Origin of the sequence: Enterobacter sp. CRENT-193 (genome assembly GCF_002787395.1) — a bacterium.
Classification (GTDB): domain Bacteria; phylum Pseudomonadota; class Gammaproteobacteria; order Enterobacterales; family Enterobacteriaceae; genus Enterobacter; species Enterobacter hormaechei_C.
Window position 1 is genome coordinate 2,511,737 of record NZ_CP024812.1, and the last position, 26,981, is coordinate 2,538,717.

Sequence of the window (26,981 nt, forward strand, 5' to 3'; positions counted from 1 at the left end):
ACCGGGTTTCCCCGGTCTTTTTTATTTATGCCGTTTCCGCAAATTCTCAATCACCGTCGTTAAATCCAGCTCCTGATCCTGAAGCAGTACCAGCAGGTGATACATTAAATCCGACGCTTCGTTCGTCAGCTCCTCCCGATCATGCACGGTGGCCGCCAGCGCCGTTTCAACGCCTTCCTCACCCACTTTCTGCGCAATACGTTTGGTGCCGCTGGCGTACAGTTTCGCCGTGTACGAGCTCTCGGGATCCGCTGATTTACGCTCTGCCAGCAGCTGTTCCAGCTGATAGAGGAACAGCCACTGGTGGCTCGCCTCGCCGAAGCAGCTGCTGGTGCCTTTGTGGCAGGTAGGCCCAATCGGGTTGACCAGCACCAGCAGGGTGTCGTTGTCGCAGTCTGGCGTAATGCTGACCACATTCAGGAAGTGACCCGAGGTTTCCCCTTTCGTCCACAGGCGCTGTTTGGTGCGCGAGAAAAACGTCACTTTGCCGCTGTCGAGCGTTTTTGTCAGTGCCTCCTGGTTCATGTATCCCAGCATCAGCACTTCGCCTGAAACGGCATGCTGTACAACCACCGGCAGTAATCCGTCAGTTTTTTCCCAGTCCAGCTGCGCCTGTTGTTGCTCTGTTAACATACCCTGATCTCCACGCCCTGGTCGGCCAGGTACGTTTTTAACTCACCAATATTGATAATCTGTTTATGGAACACGGAAGCGGCCAGCGCGCCGTCCACGTTCGCATCGCGGAAGGCTTCAAGGAAGTGTTCCATGGTGCCCGCGCCGCCGGAGGCAATCAGCGGAACCTGGCAGACCGCGCGCACTTTTTTCAGCTGCTCGAGGTCGTAGCCGTTACGAACGCCGTCCTGGTTCATCATGTTCAGAACGATTTCACCCGCACCGCGTTTTTGCACTTCCTGCACCCAGTCCAGCGTCTCCCATTGGGTGACGCGCGTGCGGCTTTCATCGCCGGTGTACTGGTTAACGTGATATTTTCCCGTCGCGGTATCAAACCAGGTGTCGATCCCCACGACAATGCACTGCACGCCAAAGCGGTCCGCCAGACGCGTAATCAGCTCCGGATCTGCAAGCGCAGGGGAGTTAATCGAAATTTTGTCCGCACCGAAAGAGAGAATTTTCGCCGCATCGTCAGCAGATTTAATCCCGCCCGCCACACAGAAGGGAATATCAATCACCTCTGCCACGCGCGCCACCCAGCTTTTGTCCACCACGCGGCCATCGCTGGAGGCGGTGATATCATAAAATACCAGTTCGTCTGCGCCTTCTTCGGCATAGCGTTTTGCCAGCGGAACGATGTCGCCAATGATCTCGTGGTTGCGGAACTGCACGCCTTTTACAACCTGACCATCACGCACGTCCAGGCAGGGAATTATTCGTTTTGCCAGCATTGAATCGCCTCCTTCACCGTAAATTTGCCTTCCAGCAGCGCGCGACCCACGATCACGCCGCGTACTCCGGTTCCGCGCAGAGCGGCGATATCCGCCAGGTCGCCGATACCGCCAGAGGACTGAAACGCCACCTGCGGATAACGCGCGCATACCTCTTCATACAGCGAGACGTTAGATCCTGCGAGCGTACCATCGCGTGAAATATCCGTGCACAGCACATGCTTCAGCCCTACCGGGAGATACATCCCGACCAGCTCTTCCAGCGTTACGCCGGAGTTTTCCTGCCAGCCGCTGACCGCGACCTGCTTATTACCCTGCTCGTCAATGCGTACATCCAGCGCCAGCACCAGCGCATCCGCACCGAAGCGGCGGAACCAGCCCTTGACCGTCTCAGGATCTTTCACAGCGGTCGAACCGACCACCACGCGCGCCACGCCCGCGTCCAGTAAGGCGGCAACATCGGCTTCCGTACGCACGCCGCCGCCCACCTGCACCGGGACGTCCACGCCAGCCACCAGTGTTTTAAGCAGCGGGATCTGGCGCTTCGCCGGATCTTTCGCGCCGGTCAGATCGACCAGATGCAACACCTCAGCGCCCTCGGCGGCGTAAGCCTGTAATCGCGGCAGCGGGTCGTTGCCGTAGTCGCGCTGCTGCCCGTAATCGCCCTGGTGGAGACGAACAACCGTGCCGTCAATTAAATCTAAAGCGGGAATTATCATCACATCTCCAGGAAATTTTTCAGCAGTTGCGCACCGGCGGCACCGGAGCGTTCCGGGTGAAACTGCACGCCGTAAAAGTTATCTTTCTGCACGGCGGCGGTGAACGCCTCGCCGTAATTGCACTGGGCGATGGTGTAGGTATTCACGGGCATGGCGTAGCTGTGGACGAAATAGAAGTACGCACCGTCTTCAATACCCTGGAACAGCCTGTTGCCCGCCTTCGGATAAACGCGGTTCCAGCCCATGTGCGGCAGCGGCAGGCCGTGGTCGGTCATTTTCGGCACGTCTTCTTCAATAATGCCCAGCAGATCAACGCCGTTGCTTTCTTCGCTGCGGCGGCCAAGCAGCTGCATGCCGAGGCAAATGCCCAGCACCGGTTGAGTACAGGCTTTGATGAGATCAACCAGCTCGCGCTCGTGGATCTGATCCATCGCCGCCTGGGCGGTGCCTACGCCCGGCAGAAAGAGTTTATCCGCACGCAGCACCACGTCCGGGTCGCGGCTCACCACCGGCTCGTAGCCGTGGCGCATAATCGCCGACTGTACGGAGTTCAGATTGGCGCATCCGGTGTCCAGAATCACCACGTTCATTACAGCACTCCTTTCGACGAGGGCAGGGCGTCACCTTCCACGCGGATCGCCTGGCGCAGGGTACGGCCAAAGGCTTTGAACAGGCTCTCGACGCGGTGGTGATCGTTTTTGCCTTTGGTTTTCAGGTGCAGCGTCAGGCCCATAGTGTAAGAAAGCGAGCGGAAGAAGTGTTCCACCATCTCGGTGCTGAGATCGCCCACGCGCTGGTAGGTGAAGTCAGCTTTATATTCCAGGTGCGGACGTCCGGAGATATCCATCGCGCAGCGCGCCAGGCACTCGTCCATCGGCAGAACAAAGCCGAAGCGGTTGATGCCGCGCTTGTCGCCGAGCGCCAGCTTCAGGGCTTCGCCCAGCGCCAGGCCGGTATCTTCCACGGTGTGGTGATCGTCGATATACAGGTCGCCCTTAACCGTGATCTCCATACGGAAGCCGCCGTGAGTGGCGATTTGATCCAGCATGTGGTCAAAGAAACCGACGCCGGTGTGGATCTTGCTGCCGCCTTCGCGGTCGAGCCAGACCTTCACGTCGATCTGCGTCTCTTTGGTGTTGCGTTCAACGTGGGAATAGCGGTCGCGTCTGGTGAGCTGCTCGCCAATCATCGCCCAGTTTAGCGTGTCGCGGTTATAGCGCAGACCCGCAATGCCCATGTTTTCCGCCAGCGTGATATCCGTGACGCGATCGCCAATCACATAGCTGTTGGCTTTATCCAGCGCCTCTTCAGCCAGATAACGTTCAACAAGCTTCAATTTCGGCTTCCGGCAGTCGCACTCGTCGGCAGGCATATGCGGGCAGATAAGCACCTCGTCGAAGGCGATGCCCTGCGAGGTCAGCACCTGCATCATCAGGTTGTGCGGGCCGTCAAAGTCCGCCTGCGGGAAGCTGTCGGTGCCCAGACCGTCCTGGTTGGTGATCATCACCAGCTTATAGCCTGCTTTCTGAAGCTTCAGCAGCACCGGGATCACGTCGGGTTCAAAGGCCAGCTTGTCGAAACGATCGACCTGAAAATCGCTGGGTGGCTCCGAGATGATGGTGCCGTCACGATCGATAAAGAGATACTTCTGACTCATACTTTCTCCGCTTTCAGGGCGTCAATCACGCGCTGGCTCTCTGCACGGGTGCCGACGGTAATACGCAGGCAGCCGCTCAGGGTAGGTTGTTTATTCTGGTCTCGTAAGATAATGCCCTGATCCCACAACGATTTAAATATCGCGCTTGAGGCGGTGAAGCGCACCAGGATGTAGTTGGTTTCCGAGTCGAACACCTCTTCCACGCACGGAATCGTTTTCAGGGCATCGACAAGATACTGACGCTCTTCCAGGATCTGCGCCACACGCTCGCGCATCGCGCTGATGCCCTGCGGGGCCAGCGCCTGTGCCGCAATATCGGCAACCGGCGTCGAGAGCGGATACGGGGCGATGACTTTCAGCAGCAGGTCGATAATCGCTTTATTTGCCAGCGTAAATCCACAGCGAAGGCCGGCGAGGGCGAAGGCTTTGGAAAGGGTACGCAGCACAACGAGATGCGGATACTCTTCAAGCCAGCCAGCAAGCGTGGCCTGCGGACAAAACTCAATATAGGCTTCGTCAGCCACGACCAGCGCTTTGCCGCGCGTCATTTCCAGCAGGGCACGAATATCCTGCGGATTGATAATCTGCCCGGTCGGGTTGTTAGGGCTACAGACAAACACCACCTTCACGCCGTCGAGGTTATCGGCGATGCCCTGCAAATCCAGCTGCCAGTTGTCCAGCGCCTGCACGTTGCGGCAGGCCACGCCAAAGGTTTCGGCGCTGACGCTGTACATCCCATAGGTGGGCTGGCAGTACATCACCGCGTCTTTACCCGGCTCGCAGAAGGCGCGGATCAGCAGCTCAATCCCTTCATCCGCCCCACGGCTGACCAGCACCTGCTCAGGCTTTACGCCTGCATACTGCGCATAGTTCTCGATCACCGCTTTCGGCTGACACTCCGGGTAGCGGTTCAGCGTCTGCTGCGAAAGCTCAAAGGCCACCGGCGTGGGGTATTCGTTGGCATTCAGCCAGACATCGCCGTTGCCGCCAAGACGACGCGCAGACTGATAGGGCGTCAGGCGACGGACATTTTCGCGGGCTAATTCTTCGATGTTCATGCTTGCTCCTTCAGGGCGGCAACGCGCAGCGTCACGGCATTTTTGTGGGCAGTCAGACGTTCGGCGGCGGCCAGGGTTTCAATGGTCGACGCCAGCGAGGCAAACCCTTCGCGGGAGAGTTCCTGCACAGTCATGCGCTTCTGGAAATCCGCCAGCCCCAGGCTGGAGCAGGTTGAGGTATAGCCATACGTGGGCAGCACGTGGTTGGTGCCGGAGGCGTAATCCCCGGCGGATTCCGGTGACCAGTCTCCGAGGAACACTGAGCCTGCGCTGGTGATGCTGTCGACCAGATCGCGCGCGTTACGGGTCTGAATAATCAGGTGCTCAGGACCGTACTGATTGGAGATGGCGATGCACTGGTCAAGATCGCGGGCCACAATCAGGCGGCTGGCCAATAGCGCCTGACGCGCCGTTTCCGCACGCGGCAGGTCAGCCAGCTGACGCTCAACGGCGTCGCCCACGCGTTTTGCCATGTCGGCATCTGGCGTCAGTAAAATCACCTGCGAGTCAGGGCCGTGCTCGGCCTGCGAGAGCAGGTCAGAGGCCACGAAATCCGGTGTAGCGCCGCTGTCGGCAATCACCAGCACCTCAGACGGACCGGCAGGCATATCAATCGCCGCGCCGTCCAGACGCTGGCTGACCTGGCGTTTCGCCTCGGTCACGTAGGCATTGCCCGGGCCAAAGATTTTGTCGACCTTAGGAATGGATACTGTCCCGAACGCCAGGGCAGAAATCGCCTGCGCACCGCCCACTTTATAGATCGCCTGCACGCCGCACAGCTTCGCCGCGTACAGGATCTCATCGGCAATTGGTGGAGGAGAGCAGAGCACCACCTTCTGACAACCGGCAATACGTGCCGGGGTGGCCAGCATCAGGACGGTCGAAAACAGCGGAGCAGAGCCGCCGGGAATATAGAGGCCGACGGACGCCACCGGTCGCGTCACCTGCTGGCAGCGCACGCCGGGCAGGGTTTCCACATCCACCGCCTGCAATTTCTGCGCTGTGTGGAAGGTATCAATATTTTTCACCGCGACGGCCATCGCCTGTTTGATGTCATCACCCAGACGATTGCTGGCATCAATGATTTCCTGCTCGGTAACCTGTAAAGCGCCGACTTCCGTCTTGTCAAACTTCGCGCTGTACTCGCGCAGCGCGTCGTCCCCGCGGGCTTTGACGTTATCGAGGATCTCCGCCACGGTGCGGGTGATGCTCTCCGAGGCGGAAATTGCCGGGCGCATCAGTAGCTCGCGCTGTTGCGCGTCGCTACAGGTATTCCAGTCGATGATTGTGTTAAAGCTCATGGTCGTTACTCCATCATCTTCTCAATTGGCAGCACCAGAATGGAGCTTGCGCCCAGCGCCTTCAGTTTTTCCATGGTTTCCCAGAACAGGGTTTCGCTGCTCACCATGTGCATCGCCACGCGCTGCTGGTCGCCCGCCAGCGGCAGAATGGTTGGACGCTCAGCGCCCGGTAGCAGGGCAATCACTTCCTCCAGACGCTCGGTTGGCGCATGCATCATGATGTATTTGGATTCACGCGCCTGAATCACACCCTGAATGCGGGTCAGCAGTTTGTCGATGAGCTGCTGTTTGGCGTCGGCCATCTCGCCGTCGCGCTGGATAAGGCACGCTTTGGAGCGGTAGATCACCTCCACTTCGCGCAGGCCGTTCGCTTCGAGCGTGGCGCCGGTGGAGACGAGGTCACAGATGGCATCGGCCAGGCCCGCACGCGGCGCCACTTCAACAGAGCCGTTCAGCAGACAGGATTTAAACTGCACGCCTTTTTGATCGAGGTAACGCTTCAGCAGGTGAGGGTAAGAGGTGGCGATACGTTTGCCGTTCAGCGCGGCCGGGCCGTCCCAGGCTTCATCGACCGGCGTGGCCAGCGACAGGCGGCAGCCGCCAAAGTCCAGACGACGCAGGGTAAAGTAGCGCGGATCTTCGCCCTGCGCGCGGCGGGTTAACAACTCTTCTTCCAGTACGTTTTCGCCGATGATGCCGAGATCAACGACGCCATCCATCACCAGGCCCGGGATATCGTCATCACGTACGCGCAGAATGTCGATCGGCATATTTTCAGCCAGGGCGATCAGGCGCTGGGTGTGCAGGTTGATTTTAATCCCGCAGCGGGCCAGCAGTTCGCGTGAATCGTCGCTTAAACGGCCTGATTTTTGAATAGCTATGCGTAAACGTGAGTTATCTAACATTCTGTGTTCCTCGTTAACCTGTTTTAACCTGTCTGAATGCGGTCCAAAAAAAAGCCCCCGGAAGAAGATCTTCCGGGGGCTTTTTCATGCGTTCATGCACCACTGGAAGATCCAAACGTCTTCCAGCACACATCGCCTGAAAGACTAGTCAGGATGATGGTGATGATGGTGGTTTTTAAAAGGAACGCGTGTCATATAAATTCTCGTTGAATGCTTATGCATTTGATGTCTTTTAACCTAAACCAGTTGTACGCCATAAAGCAAGGGCTTTTTTTGATCATTAATTCATTTCATATTGATGGTATGAATTGTGCGTTCCACCAGGCTGGCGTAGCCTTATAACAGGCATCGTTAAGCGGAGAATGTAATGAAAAAGGTCGCGATTGTCGGGTTAGGGTGGTTAGGAATGCCACTGGCGATGTCATTAGCCGCGAAAGGCTGGCAGGTGACAGGGAGTAAGACCACCCGAGATGGGGTTGAAGCGGCACGCATGTGCGGCATTGATGGTGTCGAGCTGCGTCTCGAACCCGAGCTTATCTGCGATACCGACGAGCTGGATGAACTGATGAATGTGGACGCGCTGGTCATTACCTTACCGGCGCGGCGCAGCGGCCCGGGCGAGACGTTTTACTTGCAGGCGGTGCAGGAGATTGTCGACAGCGCCCTGGCGCACCATATCCCGCGCATCATTTTCACCAGCTCCACCTCCGTCTATGGCGCTATCGACGGTACGGCGAAAGAAAACACCGAGCGCCGTCCGGTGACCGCCAGCGGCCGGGTGCTGAAAGAGCTGGAAGACTGGCTGCACAATCTGCCTGGCACGCAGGTGGATATCTTACGTCTGGCCGGGCTGGTGGGGCCGGGGCGTCATCCGGGGCGCTTCTTTGCCGGTAAATCCGCGCCGGATGGCCAGCACGGGGTTAATCTTGTGCACCTTGAGGATGTTATCGGTGCAATAGAGCTGCTTTTACAGGCTCCGAAAGGGGGGCACATCTATAATATATGTGCGCCTTCGCATCCGCCGCGTAGTACCTTTTATCCGCTGATGGCGCGCCAGCTTGGCCTGGCGCCGCCGGTATTCAGTGATGCGCAGGGGGAGCGCAAAGGCAAAATTATTGATGGCAATCGTATTTGCCATGAACTGGGATTTGAATATCAGTATCCCGATCCGCTGGTAATGCCCATGGAATAATTGCGCCGGCGGAGACAATCGCACACCGCAAGGGGGCGAAGATGAAACCGCTGCTGGATGTTCTTGTTATTCTGGATGCGCTGGAAAAAGAGGGGAGCTTTGCCGCCGCCTCGGCGAAGCTCTATAAAACCCCTTCGGCTCTGAGCTACACCGTGCAAAAGCTCGAGAGCGATCTTAATATCCAAATCCTTGACCGCACCGGGCATCGCGCGCGTTTCACCCGTACAGGGCAGATGTTGCTGGAAAAAGGGCGTGACGTGCTGCATACGGTTCGCGAGCTGGAAAAACAGGCCGTCAAACTTCATCAGGGCTGGGAAAATGAGCTGGTGATTGGGGTTGATGATACATTCCCTTTCTCCCTGCTTACCCCGCTTATTGAGGCGTTCTATCAGCGCCACAGCGTCACGCGGTTGGTTTTTATCAATGGCGTGCTGGGCGGTTCCTGGGAGGCCCTGACGCAGGGCAGGGCGGATATCATCGTTGGCGCGCTGCATGAGCCTCCCCAGTTGAGCGAATTTGGTTTTGCGCGGCTGGGTGTTCTGGAGCAGGTTTTTGCCGTTGCGCCTCATCACCCGCTGGCGAATGAACCGGAGCCGGTTACCCGACGCGTCATTAAAAACTATCGTGCCATTGTGGTTGGAGACAGTTCTCGCCCCGAGTGCGGCATTTCATCGCAGATGCTGGATGAGCAGGAGGCCATCACCGTTTTTGATTTTAAAACCAAGCTGGAGCTGCAAATAAGCGGCCTGGGGTGCGGTTACCTTCCCCGTTATTTAGCGCAGCGGTTTATTGACAGCGGAGCGCTGGTGGAAAAACAAGTTTTAGCGCAGAGCAGTAACGAATCGGTATGGGTGGGCTGGAATGAACAGACCGCCGGGCTTGCCAGCGCCTGGTGGCGAGACGAAATTTTAGCAAATAGTGCTATCGCGACAGTTTACACTCAGGCAGATGATGGTAAATCAACCAGTTAGAAAAATTATTTTATGGGCAGGTTTCTCAATGTATTGCCTTTTGTATCTTGAATAGGGCAAAATGCCGCCGCTGCAAACAAATAAATAATCGACGATATAAAAGGCGTCGGTTATTTTTTTTTGCATGTACGAAACGAAACTAAAAACCAAGAGGCCGGGCTTCGTACCGGATAGATACTTACTAAAATCCGACAGTTGTTGTCGCTGAGGAAGAAAAGAAATGGGGCAATTTTTCGCTTACGTGGCGGTTATCACCGTAAAGGAGAATAACTATGTCGCATAACGCAACTCCAAACACCTCTCGCGTGGAATTACGTAAAACGCTTACGTTGATTCCGGTTGTCATGATGGGCCTTGCCTATATGCAACCGATGACGCTGTTCGATACATTCGGTATCGTTTCAGGCCTCACGGACGGTCATGTGCCGACGGCTTACGGCTTTGCACTGATTGCGATCCTCTTTACCGCGCTCAGCTACGGTAAACTGGTGCGCCGCTATCCGTCTGCCGGTTCCGCCTACACCTATGCCCAGAAATCCATCAGCCCGACGGTAGGCTTTATGGTGGGCTGGTCTTCGCTGCTCGACTATCTGTTCGCGCCGATGATCAACATTCTGCTGGCAAAAATTTATTTTGAAGCGCTGGTGCCATCGATTCCATCCTGGATGTTCGTCGTGGCGCTGGTGGCCTTTATGACGGCCTTCAACCTTCGCAGCATCAAGTCCGTTGCCAACTTTAACTCCGTTATCGTTGTGCTTCAGGTTGTACTGATTGCCGTGATCCTCGGCATGGTGATTTACGGTGTGTTCCACGGTGAAGGCGCGGGCACTCTGGCGAGCAGCAAGCCGTTCTGGTCTGGTGATGCGCATGTGATCCCGATGATTACCGGGGCGACGATTCTGTGCTTCTCCTTTACCGGTTTTGATGGTATCAGCAACCTGTCTGAAGAAACGAAAGATGCAGAGCGCGTAATTCCGCGTGCAATCTTCCTGACGGCGCTGATTGGTGGCCTGATCTTTATTTTCTCGACCTATTTCCTCCAGCTGTACTTCCCGGATATCTCTCGCTTCAAAGATCCGGATGCTTCTCAGCCGGAAATTATGCTCTATGTGGCGGGTAAAGCGTTCCAGGTCGGCGCGCTGATCTTCTCCACCATCACCGTACTGGCGTCCGGTATGGCCGCGCATGCAGGCGTTGCGCGTCTGATGTACGTTATGGGCCGCGATGGCGTATTCCCGAAAAGCTTCTTCGGCTACGTGCATCCAACTTGGCGTACCCCGGCGATGAACATCATTCTGGTCGGTGCGATCGCGCTTCTGGCGATTAACTTTGACCTGGTGATGGCAACGGCGCTGATTAACTTTGGTGCGCTGGTGGCGTTTACCTTTGTTAACCTGTCGGTGATCTCTCAGTTCTGGATCCGTGAAAAGCGTAACAAGACGCTGAAAGACCACTTCCAGTATCTGTTCCTGCCGATGTGTGGTGCTATGACCGTGGGCGCGCTGTGGGTTAACCTGGAAGAGAGCTCAATGGTGCTTGGCCTGATTTGGGCAGGTATCGGCCTGGTTTACCTGGCCTGTGTGACGAAGAGCTTCCGCAACCCGGTTCCTCAGTACGAAGACGTCGCGTAAGACTGCGTCGGGTGGCGGCTACGTCTTACCCGACCTAAATACCCCGCAGGCCCGCGTAAGCGAAGCGCCATCGGGCAAAAAAAAAGCCGGAGACATCGCCTCCGGCTTTTTTGTACCCGCTATTCAGACAATCTCTTGCGCATACTGGAACAGCGCTTTCAGCAGCGCCTGCTTCTCAGCATTCCCTTCATACTGACCGTAAAGCATCTCCAGCTCCTGGGCGTAGCTATTAAGAAACTCCGGCGTAAACACGTTGCGCCGATGCTGTAACCAGCGCTCCTGCTCTGCTTCATCCAGCGTGCCGGGATAGTTGCGCGCGCGATAATTAAACATCAGCTTCTCAATGCGCTTATCTGCGAAGGTGATATCCAGCGCGGGCAGGTTACGCGGGTCGGTTTGCAGCACGATATTCATCGCCGCGCGATCGGCGTCGCTGAAGAAGCCGTTATAAAGCTGCGCATCCACATTCTCAGACGGCACGAACGGCTCTGCTTCGGCAAAAATGGCGACGACTTTCTCGCGCACCTGCGGGTTGTCGCGCAGCACTTTCAGGTTATCGAGGCAGTGCTGACGGTTAATCCCCAGCCGGTCGGCGTCTTCCGGGCGTAGCGTGTTGGCCTGCGCCAGCACCGGGCACTTATTAATGTGCACCAGTTTTACCGGTACGGCTGGCAGGTCACCCAGCGCCTCTTTCGGCGTATAGAGCCGTTCACGTAAGGGGTCGCTGTCGAGCTCAAGCAGCGGGGAGATATCTCCGGCAAGATCCACCATGATGACGGCGTTACGGTTGTCCGGATGCCAGGCAAGCGGCGCCACCCAGCTTGTGTTCCCGCGCCACGCGCCGAACATCCCTGAAATATGCACCAGCGGTTTCATCTGCGGCACGTCAATTAGCGTCATCAGCTTTTGCTTGCTGCGATGGCTCAACAGATACTCAAACAGGCGCGGCTGCGCGGTTTTTACAAGTTTCGCCATAGCGATGGTCGCGTAAACGTCTGCCATCGCGTCGTGGGCATTGCTGTGCTCAATGCCGTTGGCCCGCGTCAGGTGCTCGAGCCTGAAGCTCGGCAAGCCGTCGTCGTTCTCCGGCCAGTTAATCCCCTCCGGGCGCAGCGCATAGCAGGCGCGCATGATATCCAGCAAATCCCAGCGTGAATTACGGTTCTGCCAGCTCCAGGCATACGGATCGTAGAAGTTGCGGTAGAAGATATTGCGCGTCACTTCATCGTCAAAACGGATATTGTTGTAACCCACCACGCAGGTATTGGGCACCGTGAACAGGTCGTGGATGCGACGGGCAAATTCTGCTTCGCTAACGCCTTTATCCCGCGCTTCCTGAGGCGTGATGCCCGTCACCATCACCGCGCCCGGCTGCGGCAGATAGTCATCGGCGGGCTTACAGTAAAACACCTCGGGTTCGCCGATGACGTTAAATTCGTCATCGGTACGGATAGCCGCAAACTGCGCCGGTCGGTCCAGCGCCGGATGGGTGCCAAAGGTTTCGTAATCGTGGAACAAAAAAGTCGGGCGCGCGGCAGAGTCAGACACCAGTAATCTCATCCTGTTAAAAGTTGACGTCTCTATGGTAAACGATTGGGGTGAGCAGTCCGAACAAAAAGCACCGTCAGGCAAGAAATTTGCGAGATTTGTTCCGAAAAAATCTGCGTTCTGTCACATTTTTTTGCAATTAAGGCAGGTAACGACATCAGAACTCCCGTAAAAAGGTCATCGATTTTTACTGACCTGAGGATATACCGTTGAAACGCCGTCTGTTTATTGCTGTTTCTTTACTCGCTTCGAGTATTTCATCCGCGCTGGCTGCCGAGCCGCTGGATTTTTCACCTCAGCCGCCTGCCATCCAGGCTGGCTCCTGGGTATTGATGGATTACACCACGGGTCAAATCTTAACGGCGGGCAACGAACATCAGCAGCGCAATCCGGCGAGCCTGACCAAACTTATGACGGGGTACGTTGTCGATCGCGCCATTGATAGCCACCGCATCAGCCCCGATGACATTGTGACGGTCGGACGTGACGCCTGGGCAAAAGGCAATCCGGTCTTTGACGGTTCGTCGCTGATGTTTCTGAAGGAGGGCGATCGGGTTTCCGTGCGCGATCTCAGCCGCGGCCTGATTGTTGATTCCGGCAATGATGCCTGCGTGGCGCTGGCGGATCACGTGGCGGGCGGTCAGCCGCAGTTCGTCAGGATGATGAATGACTATGTTGAAAAACTGAACCTGCGCGATACCCACTTCGAAACCGTACACGGGCTGGATGCACCGGGTCAGCACAGCTCCGCCTACGATCTCGCCGTGCTTTCCCGGGCCATCATTCACGGCGAGCCTGAGTTCTACCACATGTACAGCGAGAAGAGCCTGACCTGGAACGGCATCACCCAGCAGAACCGCAACGGCCTGCTGTGGGATAAGACCATGAACGTGGATGGCCTGAAAACGGGACACACCTCGGGCGCGGGCTTTAACCTGATTGCCTCAGCGGTGGACGGTCAGCGTCGACTGATTGCGGTGGTGATGGGGGCAGACAGCCCGAAAGGACGTGAAGATCAGGCGCGCAAGCTGCTGCACTGGGGACAGCAAAATTTTGATACGGTGCAGATCCTGCATAACGGTAAAAAAGTGGGAACCGAGCGCATCTGGTACGGCGATAAAGAGCAGATCGCGCTGGGCACGGATCAGGACTTCTGGCTGGCATTACCCAAATCGGAAGTGCCGAACATCAAGGCGAAATACGTGATGGATAAAAAAGAGCTGGAAGCGCCGATCGCCGCGCATCAGCGGGTAGGGGAGATCCAGCTGTACGATCGTGACAAGGTGGTCGCGCACTGGCCATTGGTTACGCTGGAAAGCGTTGAAAAGGGTGGGCTTTTCTCCCGTCTTGGCGATTATCTGCATCATAAACTCTGACCTTTTAGGGCAGACTGGCAGTGTTGCGAGTCTGCTCACATAATAAACACTCCTGGATTGCCGATAATCTCGATTCTGCTTTACAGTGTATATATATACAGTAATAAACGGAGGCAGCATGGACTACAGCATCAGGCAGCTACAGAAACGTACGATTGCAGGCTTTCATCTCGTGGGGCCGTGGGAAAAGACGGTCAAGCAGGGATTTGAACAACTGGTCATGTGGGTAGATGGTCGTCATATTCAGCCGCAGGAGTGGGTGGCCGTTTATTATGACAATCCGGATGACGTGCCGGCAGAAAAGCTCCGCTGCGTTACCGCCGTAACGGTAGTAGACGATTTCACTATTCCTGAAAACAGCGAAGGGGTGATGATGACCGAAATTGCTGCCGGAGAGTATGCTATTGCTGCCGCGCGCGTCGAAAATCATGATTTCGCCACGCCGTGGTATCAGTTCTTCAACTCCCTTCTGGAAGACAGCAAATTCCAGATTGCAGCAAAACCCTGCTTCGAACGCTATCTGAACGATGGCAATGCTGACGGCTACTGGGATATTGAGATGTTTGTACCGGTAGAGCACAAAGTGGGATAATCCTGCGAAACGCAGGGTTTTTCAGCCGGGCGCGATCCACCCGGCTGAAAACACAGTACAATTGTGGTTTGCCGTAGAGCTGGAGACGGGTGTGCGCCCCGACAAGTCATTAACCCCTTTTGAAATTCGGTTATACAAACATTATCGCGTGGTGCACGGTTGCCGCATTGCGCTGGCGTTTGTGTTGACCTTCGTACTGGTTCGTTTGCTGGATATCCCGGAAGGGACGTGGCCGCTGATCACGCTGGTGGTGGTGATGGGGCCGATCTCATTCTGGGGGAACGTGGTCCCGCGCGCTTTCGAACGCATAGGCGGTACCGTTTTAGGCTCAGCTCTTGGGCTTATCGCCCTGAAACTGGAGCTGATTTCATTTCCGTTCATGTTGCTGTGGTGCGCGGTGGCGATGTTTCTTTGCGGATGGCTGGCCCTCGGCAAGAAACCGTATCAGGCGCTGCTGATTGGCATTACGCTCGCGGTTGTGGTCGGCGCACCTGCGGGCGATATGACCACCGCATTGTGGCGAAGCGGGGACGTGATCCTCGGCTCGTTGCTCGCCATGCTGTTTACCGGCATCTGGCCGCAGCGCGCCTTCCTGCACTGGCGCATTCAGATGGCAAACTACGTCACGGCATTTAACCGGGTCTACCAGGCCGGGTTTTCGCCGAATCTGATTGAGCGTCCGCGGCTGGAAAAGCATCTGCAAAAAATCCTCAATGATGTGGTCAAAATGCGCGGGTTAATTACGCCAGCAAGCAAAGAAACCCATATCCAGAAAGCCATCTTTGAAGCTATTCAGACGGTCAGCCGTAATCTGGTCTGTATGCTTGAACTGCAAATCAATGCCCACTGGGCCTCACGCCCCAGCCATCTTCTGATGCTCAACGCGCATACGCTGAAAGAGACGCAGCAGATGACGCAACAAACCCTGCTGACCATCGCTCATGCGCTCTATGAAGGTAACCCGCAGCCGATACGGGCGAACAGCGAGCGGCTGAACGAAATCGTCGCCGAGCTCAAACAGCTGATGAATGAGCGCCAGGGCGACAATGTGGCGGAAACGCCCATCCATGGTTATGTCTGGCTGAGTATGGAGCTGGCGCGGCAGCTGGAGTTGTTATCGCAGCTGATTTGCCGGGCTCTGCGCAAATAAAAAGCGTATGTGATGCCTGCTGCTTCGATTCAGCAACAATTAGGGTTATGATGGTTTTAAACGATATACTCATTGTCATTCGCAGCCGCTGTCTGTTAAAACGGTTGCTTTAACGAATCCGAATCTCACATTATCAGGGGTGTAAAAATGGAAACTACCAAGCCTTCGTTCCAGGATGTTCTGGAGTTCGTCCGCCTGTTCCGCCGCAAAAACAAGCTACAGCGCGAAATCCAGGACGTAGAGAAGAAGATCCGTGACAACCAGAAACGTGTCCTGCTGCTGGACAACCTGAGCGACTACATCAAGCCAGGTATGAGCGTTGAAGCTATTCAGGGCATCATCGCCAGCATGAAGAGCGATTATGAAGATCGCGTTGATGACTACATCATCAAAAACGCTGAGCTGTCCAAAGAGCGTCGCGACATCTCCAAGAAGCTGAAAGTGATGGGCGAAATCAAAAACGTCGACGCTAAAGGCGAGTAATCGCACACTCTGTTGCCCGGTGGCGCTGCGCTTACCGGGCCTACAGGACTGTTATCACGTAGGTCGGGTAAGGCGAAGCCGCCACCCGAAAATTTTACCGAACGCAAAAAAGCAAAAAGCCTGCTCTAAAAGCAGGCTTTTTAAATTTGGCTCCTCTGACTGGACTCGAACCAGTGACATACGGATTAACAGTCCGCCGTTCTACCGACTGAACTACAGAGGAATCGTTGTGGAGGCTTATCTTAGCGGCGAAAAAACTTTTGTCAAACCTGATCTCAGGCAAAAGCGTTTGTTTGATGATTCTGTCGTCATTTTGTTGTAAATCCAAACATAATTTTATGGAAAATACTTTGCAGGATACGCATTTCTGCCCCATCATTTGAAATGGAGTTTCAACTTTCTCGCTAAGGTCCATTTTGAACGTCACCGCACCCCTACGCCAGGCGATTATGCGCACGCCCTGGTATGCAAAACGTAAAAGTTATCGAGTTCTCTTCTGGCGTGAAATCACCCCCCTTGCTGTGCCTATTTTCCTGGAGAATACCTGCGTCCTGTTGATGGGCGTGCTGAGCACATTCCTGGTGAGCTGGCTCGGTAAAGAAGCTATGGCCGGGGTAGGGCTGGCGGATAGTTTCAATATGGTGGTGATGTCCTTCTTTGCCGCTATCGATCTCGGTACGACGGTGGTGGTGGCGTTTAGCCTGGGTAAGCTCGATCCGAAGCGTGCCCGCGAAGCGGCCAGACAGTCGCTGATGATCATGACCCTCTTTTCGATCATCCTTGCGGCGGTTATCCATTATTACGGCAAAGAAATTATCGACTTTGTCGCGGGAGAAGCGACCAGTGAGGTGAAGGATCTGGCTCTCACCTACCTGGAAATGACGGTGTTGAGTTATCCGGCGGCTGCCATCGCGCTGATTGGTAGCGGTGCGCTTCGTGGAGCAGGGAATACCAAAATCCCGCTGCTGATCAACGGCGGCATGAACATCCTGAACATCATTATCAGCAGCGTTTTGATTTATGGCGTCTTTTCCTGGGAGGGGCTGGGCTTTGTCGGCGCGGGTTTAGGGCTGACCATTTCCCGTTATATTGGTGCGGCAGCGATAATTGGCGTACTGATGGCGGGAATTACGCCATCGCTGCGCCTGACGCTGAAAAGTTATTTCCGTCCGCTTAACTTCGCCATTATCTGGGAAGTGATGGGGATCGGGATTCCGGCCAGCATCGAATCCGTGTTGTTTAACGGCGGGAAACTGCTGACGCAGATGTTTGTTGCCGGGATGGGAACAGACGTCATCGCCGGCAACTTTATTGCCTTCTCCATTGCCTCACTCATTAACCTGCCGGGAAACGCGCTGGGGTCGGCGTCGACGATCATCACCGGCAGACGTCTCGGAAAGGGGCAGATAGGGCAGGCGGAACGGCAGCTTCGGCATGTCTTCTGGCTTTCAACCATTGGACTGACGGCGATTGCGTGGGGAACTGCGCCTTTTGCCGGGCTGATGGCCTCGTTCTATACGCATGAAAATGACGTGAAAGAGGTCGTGAAGGTGCTCATTTGGCTCAACGCGGCGTTTATGCCAATCTGGGCCGCGTCCTGGGTACTTCCTGCCGGGCTGAAAGGGGCGCGCGATGCCCGGTTTGCGATGTGGGTCTCCATGCTCGGCATGTGGGGCTGTCGCGTCGTGGCGGGCTACACGCTGGGGGTGATGGTAGGTATGGGCGTTGTCGGCGTCTGGCTGGGGATGTTCCTTGACTGGGCCGTGCGCGGCGCGCTGTTCTACTGGCGCATGGTGAGCGGGCGCTGGCTGTGGAAATATCCGCGAAAAAAACCGGAGCAGGAGGTTTCGGAAACGACAAGTGCCTGACAAATGTGCGAAGTGGAGAATAAATCGGCAAACGATTGAAAATCTGCATTCACCCTTTGACATCCTCAGGGCGCATCGATAATATGCGCCCCGTTCACACGATTCCTCTGTAGTTCAGTCGGTAGAACGGCGGACTGTTAATCCGTATGTCACTGGTTCGAGTCCAGTCAGAGGAGCCAAATTTAAAAAAGCCTGCTTTTAAAGCAGGCTTTTTGCTTTTCTGCGTTCGGTAAAATTGTCGGGTGGCGGCTTCGCCTTACCCGACCTACGAAATCCCAGGCCGGGTGAGTGGTATGCGTGATGTGTCCTTGTTATCAGCGGAACGGTGGCTCATTGAAGGTTCGCAGCTTGCGGGAATGCAGTTTGTCGCCCTCTGCACGCAGTAAATCGATGGCGCGAATACCAATCTGAAGGTGCTCTGAGATCGCCCCTTCGTAAAAACGGTTCGCCTGGCCCGGCAGTTTGATCTCGCCGTGCAGCGGTTTATCGGACACGCACAGCAGCGTGCCGTAAGGGACGCGGAAGCGGTAGCCCTGCGCGGCAATGGTGGCGCTTTCCATATCGATTGCGACCGCACGGCTAAGATTGAAACGCAGGGCGGAGGCGGAATAGCGCAGCTCCCAGTTACGGTCGTCGGTGGTAACGACCGTACCGGTACGCAGGCGCTGTTTCACCTCTTCACCCGGCATGCCGCTCACCTCTTTGGTGGCGTCGTACAGAGCGCGCTGCACTTCCGCGATACTCGGGATAGGAATATCCGGCGGCAGAACCGCGTCAAGAACATGGTCGTCACGCAGATAAGCGTGGGCGAGGACGTAATCGCCAATCAGCTGGCTTTCACGCAGGCCGCCGCAGTGGCCGATCATCAGCCAGACGTCCGGGCGCAGTACCGCCAGATGGTCGCAGATGGTTTTCGCATTCGACGGGCCAACGCCGATGTTAATCAGCGTAATGCCCTGACCGTCGGCGGTGATCAGGTGCCAGGCGGGCATCTGGTGCTTTTTCCACGCCAGGTCGGAGATGGCCTCTTCCGGTGCTTCGGTTTCGGCGGTGATCCAGATCCCGCCCGCGCAGGAGAGGGCGACGTAAGGACTGTCCGGATCGAGGATCTGGCTACAGCCCCAGCGAACAAATTCGTCTACATAGCGGGTGTAGTTGGTAAACAGCACGAACGGCTGGAAATGTTCGGCTGGCGTGCCGGTGTAGTGGCGCAGGCGTGCCAGCGAGAAATCGACACGGCGTGCATCAAAGTGCGACAGGGGTGAAAACTCTGCCGGGTGATAGATCCCGTCCGCCGTCTCATCGCCAATCTGCGACAGCTCAGTGGTCGGGAAATGACGGGTCAGCCCTGCGCTCATGGAGCGATCCAGCGTCAGCGCTGAGCCGTCTATCACGTACGGGTAAGGGATCTCGTGCAGGGACGGCTCAACGCTGATATGCGCGCCGTAATCCTGATACAGCAGGGTAAGCTGTTCTTCCAGGTAGGGGCGGAACAGCGCAGGTCGCGTGATGGTTGTGCTGTAACAGCCGGAGTGGGTGAAACGCGCATAGGCGCGGGTTTTCGGATTGCTGCTGGCGCTACCGTCCCAGGTGACAGAGAGCGATGGATAAACAAAAAGGCCCTGGGTTCTGGCCTTTTCATCGGGAAGTTTCCCTGTTTCGATATAGTCACTGATGGCGCTGCGCAGTGCATTGACGGACTGTTCATACAGCGCGTCGAGTTTTTCCAGCGCCTGAGCCGGGGTCAGGCTGGAGCCCTCATTATTCATGTCTGTCTCCTTGTTCCACAGGTGTGCGGCTATACCCGATAGTATGTCACACGCCTGTGAAACAAAAGTGAGGAGATCAGCTGTGCGCGGTTTCCTTCATCAACAGGGCGGTGGCAGCAGAAAGCAGGCAACCCGCCAGCAGATAAATCGCCACGCTATGCCAGTTACCGCCGGAGAACGTCACCAGCGCGGCGGCGATAAACGGCGTAAACCCGCCGCCGACCACGCTCGCCACCTGATATCCCACGCCCGCGCCGCTGTAGCGGTAGCTTGCGCCAAACAGCTCGGTAAACATCGGCTGCTGCACGCAGACCACCATATCGTGAGCGATGTTCGCAAGCATGATCGCGAAGAAAACAATCCAGAAGACCGACTGTGCCTCCAGCGCCATAAAGAACGGCCAGGCGCTGAGTGTGCCGATAAGCGCCCCGGTGATATACACCCGTCGACGGCCAAAGCGATCCGCCAGCCAGGCGAAGCAGGGGATAGTCAGGCAACTGATCCCGCCCACCACCAGGCCAATATTCAGGAACAATTCCCGCGGCAGGCCGAGGTTTTGCGTGGAATAGTTGAGGGCAAAGGCGGTGACGATATACATCGTCAGCAGTTCGCACAGGCGCAGGGCGATAATTTTCAGAAAAGCGCCAGGGTGCTGCACGAGCGCTTCCATTACCGGCAGCCGTTTTTTGGCGACCGGTTTTTCGCGTTGCTGCCGCTCAAACTCAGCCGACTCTTCCATGCCGTTACGGATCCACAGGGCCACCACGACCAGCACAATGCTGAAGATAAACGGAATACGCCAGCCCCAGCTCAGGAACTGCTCGTCTGCCGTGAGCTGGCTTATTAGCGACACCAGGCCCGTGGAGAGCAGCAGACCCACGCCATAACCTACCTGCACGCCGCTGCTGTAGAACGCTTTCTTGTTCTTCGGCGCGCTTTCCACGGACAGCAATGCCGCACCGCCCCATTCGCCGCCAACGGCAAAGCCCTGAATGGCGCGCAGCGTCACCAGCAACACCGGGGCCCACCAGCCAATCGATGCAAAGGAGGGCAAAATACCGATTAGCGCGGTGGCAATACCCATCATCCACACGGTGAGCATCAGCATACGTTTCCGGCCAAGGCGATCGCCGAAGTGGCCGAAAATTATCCCGCCCAGCGGACGAAACAGAAAACCGACACCGAAGGTGGCAAACGCAGCAAGCGTACCCATGGCGGGGCTGATCTGGGGAAAGAATTCACGGTTAAAGACCAGCGCAGCGGTAATACCGTAGAGCAGAAAGTCATACCAGTCGACGACGGCGCCTGCGAAGCTACCTAAAGCGGCGCGGCGGGCGCGGTTAAGCGAGGGTGTCTCCTCGTTGCGGCGAGCGGAGATAAGGGTGGAGTCCATAGTTGTCCTGTCTGTACTGATTTTTAATTATTGGTATAAGGAAAGGTCACTCACATCACGGCCGTCATATTGGCGGAACGTATGAGACTACCGCGACACGCGGCCTGAGAAAACGTTTTTATCTTTCCTGAAAGCGCAGAATAAATAAATTTCATCTTATCGGGCGACAACATAAATCAGCCTGTTTGGCTCCGGTTAGGGCTGAATGGTTTACAGTAATAATGATCGCTGTGTGACGTAAGCTGAGGGAATAACGATGCAACGCCTCTTTCCTGCACTGTGGGTAGTCCTGTTTTTAGTCGTATCTCCGCTGCATGCGGAGCCGAAAGTCTATGGCGAACAGCGTATTCATCGCTGGTGGGATGCAGTAACGGACGATATTGCGCAAACCTGGGAACAGCCGGATCGTTACGATCTCTACCTTCCGTTTTTGAGCTGGCATGCACGCTTCATGTATGACAAAGAGAAAACGGATAATTACAACGAAATGCCGTGGGGCGGGGGGCTGGGCGTGTCTCGCTACAACGACGAGGGCAACTGGAGCGCGCTGTTTGCCATGATGTTTAAAGATTCCCACAACGAGTGGCAGCCCGCGATGGGTTACGGCTGGGAGAAGGGGTGGTATCTGGATAACGCAAAAGATTTCCGTCTGGGGCTGGGGGCCGCCGCGGGGATCACCGCGCGCGACGACTTTGCCAACTATGTCCCGCTGCCGTTTATCTTCCCGCTTTTCTCTGCCGGATATAAGCGCGTCACCGTCCAGTTCACCTATATTCCCGGGACCTACAACAACGGCAACGTGCTGTTTGCCTGGCTGCGCCTGGGCTTTTAGAGGGTGATCACTTTTTTGGCCACTGTGTTGGACAGGATCAGCAGCGAAAACAGGACCGACGTAACAAACGTAAGCACAATCAGAGCAAGTTTGGTGCTCAGGGACGTCACCGGAATGAGCGCGGTCAGCAGGTGAAACACCGAGTAGTGCATGATATAGACCCCGGTCATCGTTTTGCTAATGGCGGCCAGCACGGACTCTTTAAACTCCGCATTGCGGCGAAACCGTACGCCATTTGCCGCAATCACCAGGGCAATAATCAGAATGTAAATTTGCGATCCGGTGAGGATAAAGGCGTTTCTGTCTGCTTTAAATAGCGCAAAAAAGAAGTGCCGTTCGTAAAACCATGTGAAGAGATAGATAAACGGTATCGCAATCACCGCGGCCCTGACCACGTTTTTGCGGCCGATCCACGCCGCGATCTGCGGATCGCAAAAGAGCTGGCCTGTCAGATAAAACAGCAGCCACGTCCACAGGCGATACTGCGGCGACAATGAAAGGACGTGGGCATCAGGATAGAGGGCCGACAGCAAATCGTACCCGTATGAGAAAAGCAGCAGGGCGGCAATCACCCCGCAAAAGAGCGTTCGTCGCTGGCTGAGCCGCTCCACCACCGGGTGAAACGTGTAAATCACGATAAACGCGAACACGAACCAGGGCTGGATCAGATACCCGCGCTGATAGGGCTCCCACAGGTAATAAATGGTCACCCAGAACAGAAAGACGATCACCAGGCTTTTGATCTTATCAAGCTGCCAGCGGGTGCCATGGCGGGATTGTCCATCCAGATAGCCCGCCACTACAAAAAACAGCGGCGTGGCAATGGTCGAGATAAACGTTAAAAAGCCGAGGATCCAGTGATAGTCATAATCGTACCGATCCCAAGTATTGTAGATGGTGAAGAAGGTCACCGCCGTCATACAGCCCAGCGTCTTGATGATGTTCAGCCCTGTCGCATTCATTGTTGTTCAGCTTCGTCCTTACGATGGAAACACGCGTAAATTACCGGGAGTACCAGCAGCGTCAGGATTGTAGCAAACCCAAGTCCAAACATAATCACAACGGCCATGCTCTGGAAGAACACATCCAGCAGCAGAGGAGCGAGCCCGAGCACGGTGGTAAAGGCGGTGAGCAGGATGGGGCGCAGGCGCGAGGTGGCGGCGTAAACAATCGCGCTGTGCTGATCCTGCTGCGTTTTCTGCTGTTCTATCTCCTCTACCAGCACAATGCCGTTGCGGATCAGCATCCCGCTCAGGCTCAGCAGGCCAATCAACGCCATAAAGCCAAAGGGGATGCCGGTAATTAAAAACCCCGGCGTCACGCCGATCAGCGCCAGCGGCACGGTCAGCCAGATAGCGACGGCGTTTTTCACCGAACTGAACATCAGCACCGTGATCACAAACATCACCAGATACCCGATCGGCAGCGTAGTAAATAGCCCCTGCTGCGCTTCGCTGGAATTCTCCGCGTCCCCGCCCCACTCAATGCTGTAGCCGTGAGGCAGGGGCAGGGCATCTATTTGCGGCTTCACGCGGGCGAGAATATCGCCGGACGTTTGCTGGCTCAACGGGTCAGGGTCGGTCTGCACGGTAAGCACGCGCGAGCGGTCGCGACGCAGGATCAGCGGATCTTCCCACTCCAGCGCGAAGCCGCTGACGACGTTGCTCAGCGGAATATACTGCTGCCGGGTCTGGCTCCAGACCAGGACGTTGTTCAGGTGGTTGGCGTCCAGCCGCTCGCTTTCCGGCGGGCGCACCACCACGGGTAACAGATCGCTTCCTTCTCTGTACAGTCCTGCCCGGCTGCCGGAGAAATTCATCTCCAGTGCGTTATCGACGTCCTGCTTATCCACGCCAAGCTCACGTCCGAGCGCGGTGACGTACTGCGGGCGGATCACTTTGCTGCGGTTTTGCCAGTCGTTCCTGACGCTGTCCGTCGCCGGATCGCGCGTAAGAATGTTGTCTACCTGGCTGGCGATCAGACGCAGCCTGTCGGGATCGGGGCCTTTAATACGCACTTCAATAGCGCTGTCGCCGGAGGGGCCAAACATCACCCGCTTCGTGCTGGCGTTAACCTGCGGATAGTTCCGGGCGATGTACTCATCAACGTGGCGGGTCAGGGCGGGGATGTTACGCTGGTCGTCCATTCTCACCATGATTTGCGCATAGTTGCTGTACTGCCGCTGTCCGCTGTAGGTCAAAATAAATCGCATACTTCCCTGACCAATCGTCGAGACCGTGGTTTCCACACCAGGCTGGCCGTTAATGGTTTTCTCGATATCACCGGTCATCTTCTCGGTCCATTTAATGTCGGTACCGTAAGGGAGCCAGAGGTCGACAAAGAAAATCGGCGTGCTGGAGGAGGGGAAGAAGTTCTGCCGCACCGAGCCAAAGCCCCAGATGGCGGCTGCCAGCAGTGCGGCCATCACCACCAGCGTTGGCGCTTTACGCCGTAACAGCGCGTTGAGCACCGCCTGATAGATCCGATAGATGCGTTTGTCATAGGGATCCGTTTCGTCGGCCTCTGGCGGCGCAGCGTCCCGTTTAAACAGCCACCATTTGATCAGCACCGGTGTAATGGTGAGGGCAGAGAACCAGCTCAGCATGAGCGAAATCAGCAGAACCTGAAACAGCGACTTACAGTATTCGCCGGTAGAGTCCTGCGACAGCCCGACGGGCGCAAAGGCCAGGATGGCGATCACCGTCGCACCCAGCAGCGGCAGCGCAGAACGGCGAATAATGTTGCTAATGGCGTTCATCAGGGACGAGCCCTGCTGCCGGGCTATCAGTACCCCTTCGACAATAACAATGGCATTGTCGACCAGCATGCTGAGGGCGATGATCAGCGCGCCCAGTGAAATGCGCTGTAGTTCAATACCCCAGAGATACATGATCAGCAGCGTACCCAGCACATTAAGCGCGAGGGAAAAGGCGATAATGATCCCGCTGCGTAAGCCCATAAAGATCAGCAACACACCGACGACAATCGCCAGCGCCATCAGGAAATTAATGATAAATCCGTTGACGGAATGCCCGACCTCCGCCGCCTGATCGTAAAACAGGTCGATGTGGATACCTGCCGGTTTCTCGGCTGACATCTGCTCAAGCTTCGCCTCCAGGGCATCTCCCACGTCGATCACGTTAACGCCGGGGATAAAGGAGACGCCCATGGTGACGGCTTTTCTGCCGTTGGCATGGTAGATGCTGGCAGGGGAGGCATCCAGCCCGCGTGACAGGGTGGCAATATCCCGTAAGCGGGTAGCCGCCCCAACGCCCGGCGGGGTCACGATGAGATCGGCCAGCTCGTCAATACTTTCGAATTCACCGGTAGGATGCAGACGAATTGACTCAGTACCGGAGGGGATCTCTCCCGCGCTGGAGACCACGTTCAGCCTGCTGAGCTGGGCAGAAAGCTGGTTCAGCGTTATCCCGCGCGCGGCCATTTTGCTCAGAGAAATGTCCACGTTAATCTGCTGGGTGAGGGCTCCGCCGATGGCCACTTTGCCCACGCCTGGCACGAGGACCAACTCCCGGCGCAGCTGCTCGGCATACCGGACCAGTTCCGGATTGCTGAATTCATCGCCGGAAATGGCAAAGAAAAAGCCGAACACATCGCCAAAATCATCATTCACAAACGGGGTCACTACGCCGGGTGGAAACTGTCGGGCGGCATCTCCCACCCGGCGACGCAGTTCATCCCAGATTTGCGGCAGCGCATTTGAGTGGTAGCGCGAGGCTATATTGACCGTGATCTGCGACAGGCCGCTGGAGGAGATGGAGCTGACGTTATCCAGGTAAGGTAATTGCTGAAGCGCGTTTTCCAGCGGCAGGGTGACCTCTTCCTCAACCTGCTGCGCCGACGCGCCCGGATAATGGGTGATCACCACCGCCGTTTTGATGGTAAACGCCGGATCTTCCAGTCTGCCGATGTTCAACAGGGCAATAATGCCGCCTACGCCCAGCAGCAAAATCGTCAGCCAGACGCGAACCGGGTTGCTGATAAACTGACGAGAGATATCCATTACAGTCCCCGTTCACGCGTCCAGATACGTACCGGCTGGTTGGGATGTAACTCCCCAACGCCTGCGGCCACCACGCGTTCACCCGCCTTAAGCCCACCGACGATGATGACCCCCTCAGCGCTGACTTGTCCCACGCTGACCTTACGATCTTCAAGGTGCAACGTATCGCCTTCGCCCGTCACCACCCAGACGTGTGGCTCATTGCGCGGGCGGTTATCCGGGTTAAAGACCGCTTCAACCGGCACCACCAGCGCCTCACTGCCCACGCCCGCCGGTAGGTTGGTTAAATTGATGGTGACCGTTCCGCTGACGCCGCCCACGACGGGAAAATCATCCGGGCGGGGCATGGTTAAAATTACCTGCCAGGTCAAAGTGTTGCTGTCGCTACTGCCTGAGTGCTCTTTGTACACAGCGGTAAACTCGCGACCGGGCAGGGCGTTGATCTTCACTACCGGTTTGTACTGCGCATTGCGAATATCGAAGGTGTTAAACAGGTTCTCTGGAAGGCTGAACACCACGTCCAGCAGATCGGTACGGGTTAATGTGACGACGGGCTGGCCGGCTGAGACGACCTGATGGTTTCGCACATGTACGCTGGCCGCTGTCCCGCTGAAGGGGGCGACGAGCGTCATCTGACCCAATTCTTCGCGTGCAATCTGTAGCGCGGCGTTTGCAGAATCGCGGTTTGCGCGCTGGACATCCATCTCGGCCTTCGACACGGCCTGGCGTCCTGCCAGGGTCTGGAAGCGGTCGAATTGCCGCTGAGCCAGGGTCGCCGCCGTTTGCCTGTCATTCAGACGCTGCCGGGCTTCGCGATCGTTAAGACTGGCGAGCCGTTGCCCCTGTTTGACAACGACACCCTGGCGAATGTCCAGGGTCTCAATCTGCCCGGCACGTTTGAACGCAAGATCCGTGGCATCGCCGGATTCGATACGGGCGGGAAAGACGCGCTGCTGCGCGTTGCCAGCCTTCACCACCTCTGCGACTTTTACCATTTTCGGCAGGGGCGCGGCGCGGTCGGATTTCGGATCGCACGCCGTCAGCAGCAATAAAACAACAGGCAGAAGAGAGAGGTAGCGCTTCACAGTATTCCCCTGATAATAATTGTTTTA

The 26,981-nt window shown here is 56.3% G+C and carries 25 protein-coding genes, 2 tRNA genes and 1 other annotated feature; of the genes, 11 read left to right on the plus strand and 16 right to left on the minus strand.

The genetic code is table 11. The features are described from left to right. Nucleotides 1-21 precede the first annotated feature (21 nt). The 9 genes from hisIE to hisL all read right to left on the minus strand — a co-directional run bounded on the left by hisIE (nt 22) and on the right by hisL (nt 7,238). Entirely contained in the window at nt 22-633 is a 612-nt protein-coding gene (hisIE, locus tag CU081_RS12270; protein ID WP_003859480.1) for a bifunctional phosphoribosyl-AMP cyclohydrolase/phosphoribosyl-ATP diphosphatase HisIE, read from the minus strand. After that, on the minus strand, nt 627-1,403 hold the full coding sequence (hisF, locus tag CU081_RS12275; RefSeq protein ID WP_003859481.1) for an imidazole glycerol phosphate synthase subunit HisF: 777 nt from the start codon (nt 1,401-1,403) through the stop codon (nt 627-629). Before hisF ends, hisIE begins: the two co-directional genes overlap by 7 nt. Then, the gene (gene hisA / locus CU081_RS12280) at nt 1,385-2,122 is read right to left on the minus strand and encodes a 1-(5-phosphoribosyl)-5-[(5-phosphoribosylamino)methylideneamino]imidazole-4-carboxamide isomerase (RefSeq protein WP_003859483.1); all 738 of its coding nucleotides are present in this window, start codon (nt 2,120-2,122) and stop codon (nt 1,385-1,387) included. Before hisA ends, hisF begins: the two co-directional genes overlap by 19 nt. Next, on the minus strand, nt 2,122-2,712 hold the full coding sequence (gene hisH / locus CU081_RS12285) for an imidazole glycerol phosphate synthase subunit HisH (protein WP_003859485.1): 591 nt from the start codon (nt 2,710-2,712) through the stop codon (nt 2,122-2,124). The genes hisA and hisH overlap by 1 nt, the downstream gene beginning before the upstream one ends. Continuing rightward, nucleotides 2,712-3,779, minus strand: coding sequence for a bifunctional histidinol-phosphatase/imidazoleglycerol-phosphate dehydratase HisB (hisB, locus tag CU081_RS12290; protein ID WP_003859487.1), 1,068 nt, complete (start codon nt 3,777-3,779; stop codon nt 2,712-2,714). Before hisB ends, hisH begins: the two co-directional genes overlap by 1 nt. Continuing rightward, nucleotides 3,776-4,837, minus strand: a complete 1,062-nt coding sequence (hisC, locus tag CU081_RS12295; protein ID WP_003859488.1) for a histidinol-phosphate transaminase — start codon at nt 4,835-4,837, stop codon at nt 3,776-3,778. Before hisC ends, hisB begins: the two co-directional genes overlap by 4 nt. Beyond that, nucleotides 4,834-6,138 carry a histidinol dehydrogenase gene (gene hisD, locus CU081_RS12300; RefSeq protein WP_003859490.1) on the minus strand — a complete coding sequence of 435 codons (1,305 nt, stop codon included), beginning with the start codon at nt 6,136-6,138 and terminating at the stop codon, nt 4,834-4,836. Before hisD ends, hisC begins: the two co-directional genes overlap by 4 nt. 5 nt (nt 6,139-6,143) lie before the next feature. After that, complete coding sequence (gene hisG, locus CU081_RS12305) at nt 6,144-7,043, minus strand: ATP phosphoribosyltransferase (protein WP_003859492.1); 900 nt, start codon at nt 7,041-7,043, stop codon at nt 6,144-6,146. 45 nt (nt 7,044-7,088) lie between these two features. Next, nucleotides 7,089-7,212: a sequence feature (His leader region), on the minus strand. Then, nucleotides 7,188-7,238: a his operon leader peptide gene (gene hisL / locus CU081_RS12310; RefSeq protein WP_099516347.1), complete on the minus strand. Its 51-nt coding sequence runs from the start codon at nt 7,236-7,238 to the stop codon at nt 7,188-7,190. (Overlaps the previous feature by 25 nt.) Before the next feature lie 172 nt (nt 7,239-7,410). Here hisL and CU081_RS12315 point away from each other — a divergent pair, with 172 nt between their 5' ends. From CU081_RS12315 to plaP, 4 genes are all read left to right on the plus strand, one after another. After that, nucleotides 7,411-8,235, plus strand: coding sequence for an SDR family oxidoreductase (locus CU081_RS12315; protein ID WP_003859494.1), 825 nt, complete (start codon nt 7,411-7,413; stop codon nt 8,233-8,235). Between the two features lie 41 nt (nt 8,236-8,276). After that, a complete protein-coding gene (locus CU081_RS12320; protein WP_003859497.1) occupies nt 8,277-9,206 on the plus strand; it encodes a LysR substrate-binding domain-containing protein in 930 nt (309 codons plus the stop codon). A 220-nt stretch (nt 9,207-9,426) separates the two neighbouring features. Beyond that, a complete protein-coding gene (yoeI, locus tag CU081_RS12325) occupies nt 9,427-9,489 on the plus strand; it encodes a membrane protein YoeI (protein WP_099458931.1) in 63 nt (20 codons plus the stop codon). Beyond that, the gene (gene plaP / locus CU081_RS12330) at nt 9,479-10,837 is read left to right on the plus strand and encodes a putrescine/proton symporter PlaP (protein ID WP_003859499.1); all 1,359 of its coding nucleotides are present in this window, start codon (nt 9,479-9,481) and stop codon (nt 10,835-10,837) included. Before yoeI ends, plaP begins: the two co-directional genes overlap by 11 nt. A 123-nt stretch (nt 10,838-10,960) precedes the next feature. On the opposite strand, the gene sbcB is transcribed toward plaP, so the two are convergent. Further along, entirely contained in the window at nt 10,961-12,397 is a 1,437-nt protein-coding gene (gene sbcB, locus CU081_RS12335; protein ID WP_022651471.1) for an exodeoxyribonuclease I, read from the minus strand. Between the two features lie 191 nt (nt 12,398-12,588). Here sbcB and dacD point away from each other — a divergent pair, with 191 nt between their 5' ends. The 4 genes from dacD to CU081_RS12355 all read left to right on the plus strand — a co-directional run bounded on the left by dacD (nt 12,589) and on the right by CU081_RS12355 (nt 15,986). Beyond that, entirely contained in the window at nt 12,589-13,761 is a 1,173-nt protein-coding gene (gene dacD / locus CU081_RS12340) for a serine-type D-Ala-D-Ala carboxypeptidase DacD (RefSeq protein ID WP_047740833.1), read from the plus strand. A gap of 118 nt (nt 13,762-13,879) precedes the next feature. Beyond that, nucleotides 13,880-14,353: a DNA gyrase inhibitor SbmC gene (gene sbmC, locus CU081_RS12345; protein ID WP_003859504.1), complete on the plus strand. Its 474-nt coding sequence runs from the start codon at nt 13,880-13,882 to the stop codon at nt 14,351-14,353. A 91-nt stretch (nt 14,354-14,444) separates the two neighbouring features. Beyond that, nucleotides 14,445-15,503: an FUSC family protein gene (locus CU081_RS12350; RefSeq protein WP_003859506.1), complete on the plus strand. Its 1,059-nt coding sequence runs from the start codon at nt 14,445-14,447 to the stop codon at nt 15,501-15,503. A gap of 147 nt (nt 15,504-15,650) precedes the next feature. Further along, the gene (locus CU081_RS12355) at nt 15,651-15,986 is read left to right on the plus strand and encodes a DUF496 family protein (protein ID WP_000450410.1); all 336 of its coding nucleotides are present in this window, start codon (nt 15,651-15,653) and stop codon (nt 15,984-15,986) included. Nucleotides 15,987-16,133: 147 nt separating this feature from the next. Here CU081_RS12355 and CU081_RS12360 read toward each other — a convergent pair. Continuing rightward, nucleotides 16,134-16,209: transfer RNA gene (locus CU081_RS12360), tRNA-Asn, on the minus strand. A gap of 226 nt (nt 16,210-16,435) precedes the next feature. Here CU081_RS12360 and emmdR point away from each other — a divergent pair. Both emmdR and CU081_RS12370 read left to right on the plus strand, forming a co-directional pair. Then, complete coding sequence (gene emmdR / locus CU081_RS12365) at nt 16,436-17,854, plus strand: multidrug efflux MATE transporter EmmdR (protein ID WP_003859510.1); 1,419 nt, start codon at nt 16,436-16,438, stop codon at nt 17,852-17,854. 103 nt (nt 17,855-17,957) lie between these two features. Then, nucleotides 17,958-18,033, plus strand: a tRNA-Asn gene (locus CU081_RS12370). 135 nt (nt 18,034-18,168) lie between these two features. Here CU081_RS12370 and CU081_RS12375 read toward each other — a convergent pair. Both CU081_RS12375 and shiA read right to left on the minus strand, forming a co-directional pair. Further along, the gene (locus CU081_RS12375; protein ID WP_022651470.1) at nt 18,169-19,623 is read right to left on the minus strand and encodes an AMP nucleosidase; all 1,455 of its coding nucleotides are present in this window, start codon (nt 19,621-19,623) and stop codon (nt 18,169-18,171) included. A 76-nt stretch (nt 19,624-19,699) separates the two neighbouring features. Next, a complete protein-coding gene (shiA, locus tag CU081_RS12380; RefSeq protein ID WP_003859514.1) occupies nt 19,700-21,016 on the minus strand; it encodes a shikimate transporter in 1,317 nt (438 codons plus the stop codon). Between the two features lie 256 nt (nt 21,017-21,272). Here shiA and pagP point away from each other — a divergent pair, with 256 nt between their 5' ends. Further along, nucleotides 21,273-21,848: a lipid IV(A) palmitoyltransferase PagP gene (pagP, locus tag CU081_RS12385; protein ID WP_003859516.1), complete on the plus strand. Its 576-nt coding sequence runs from the start codon at nt 21,273-21,275 to the stop codon at nt 21,846-21,848. Here the strand turns inward: pagP and CU081_RS12390 are convergent. Genes CU081_RS12390 through CU081_RS12400 form a run of 3 tightly spaced genes read right to left on the minus strand, consistent with a single transcriptional unit; the run spans nt 21,845 to nt 26,954 of the window. Beyond that, complete coding sequence (locus CU081_RS12390; RefSeq protein ID WP_162183709.1) at nt 21,845-22,768, minus strand: acyltransferase; 924 nt, start codon at nt 22,766-22,768, stop codon at nt 21,845-21,847. The genes pagP and CU081_RS12390 overlap by 4 nt on opposite strands. A gap of 38 nt (nt 22,769-22,806) precedes the next feature. Further along, nucleotides 22,807-25,869: an efflux RND transporter permease subunit gene (locus CU081_RS12395; protein ID WP_003859520.1), complete on the minus strand. Its 3,063-nt coding sequence runs from the start codon at nt 25,867-25,869 to the stop codon at nt 22,807-22,809. Beyond that, entirely contained in the window at nt 25,869-26,954 is a 1,086-nt protein-coding gene (locus CU081_RS12400; RefSeq protein ID WP_003859521.1) for an efflux RND transporter periplasmic adaptor subunit, read from the minus strand. Before CU081_RS12400 ends, CU081_RS12395 begins: the two co-directional genes overlap by 1 nt. Nucleotides 26,955-26,981 lie beyond the last annotated feature (27 nt).

Bases quoted from the DNA above. Each gene is read 5' to 3' on its own strand.
- hisIE (WP_003859480.1), bottom strand. From the start codon at position 633: ATGTTAACAGAGCAACAACAGGCGCAGCTGGACTGGGAAAAAACTGAC.
- hisF (WP_003859481.1), bottom strand. From the start codon at position 1,403: ATGCTGGCAAAACGAATAATTCCCTGCCTGGACGTGCGTGATGGTCAG.
- hisA (WP_003859483.1), bottom strand. From the start codon at position 2,122: ATGATAATTCCCGCTTTAGATTTAATTGACGGCACGGTTGTTCGTCTC.
- hisH (WP_003859485.1), bottom strand. From the start codon at position 2,712: ATGAACGTGGTGATTCTGGACACCGGATGCGCCAATCTGAACTCCGTA.
- hisB (WP_003859487.1), bottom strand. From the start codon at position 3,779: ATGAGTCAGAAGTATCTCTTTATCGATCGTGACGGCACCATCATCTCG.
- hisC (WP_003859488.1), bottom strand. From the start codon at position 4,837: ATGAACATCGAAGAATTAGCCCGCGAAAATGTCCGTCGCCTGACGCCC.
- hisD (WP_003859490.1), bottom strand. From the start codon at position 6,138: ATGAGCTTTAACACAATCATCGACTGGAATACCTGTAGCGACGCGCAA.
- hisG (WP_003859492.1), bottom strand. From the start codon at position 7,043: ATGTTAGATAACTCACGTTTACGCATAGCTATTCAAAAATCAGGCCGT.
- CU081_RS12315 (WP_003859494.1), top strand. From the start codon at position 7,411: ATGAAAAAGGTCGCGATTGTCGGGTTAGGGTGGTTAGGAATGCCACTG.
- CU081_RS12320 (WP_003859497.1), top strand. From the start codon at position 8,277: ATGAAACCGCTGCTGGATGTTCTTGTTATTCTGGATGCGCTGGAAAAA.
- plaP (WP_003859499.1), top strand. From the start codon at position 9,479: ATGTCGCATAACGCAACTCCAAACACCTCTCGCGTGGAATTACGTAAA.
- sbcB (WP_022651471.1), bottom strand. From the start codon at position 12,397: ATGAGATTACTGGTGTCTGACTCTGCCGCGCGCCCGACTTTTTTGTTC.
- sbmC (WP_003859504.1), top strand. From the start codon at position 13,880: ATGGACTACAGCATCAGGCAGCTACAGAAACGTACGATTGCAGGCTTT.
- CU081_RS12355 (WP_000450410.1), top strand. From the start codon at position 15,651: ATGGAAACTACCAAGCCTTCGTTCCAGGATGTTCTGGAGTTCGTCCGC.
- emmdR (WP_003859510.1), top strand. From the start codon at position 16,436: ATGCGCACGCCCTGGTATGCAAAACGTAAAAGTTATCGAGTTCTCTTC.
- CU081_RS12375 (WP_022651470.1), bottom strand. From the start codon at position 19,623: ATGAATAATGAGGGCTCCAGCCTGACCCCGGCTCAGGCGCTGGAAAAA.
- shiA (WP_003859514.1), bottom strand. From the start codon at position 21,016: ATGGACTCCACCCTTATCTCCGCTCGCCGCAACGAGGAGACACCCTCG.
- pagP (WP_003859516.1), top strand. From the start codon at position 21,273: ATGCAACGCCTCTTTCCTGCACTGTGGGTAGTCCTGTTTTTAGTCGTA.
- CU081_RS12390 (WP_162183709.1), bottom strand. From the start codon at position 22,768: ATGACGGCGGTGACCTTCTTCACCATCTACAATACTTGGGATCGGTAC.
- CU081_RS12395 (WP_003859520.1), bottom strand. From the start codon at position 25,869: ATGGATATCTCTCGTCAGTTTATCAGCAACCCGGTTCGCGTCTGGCTG.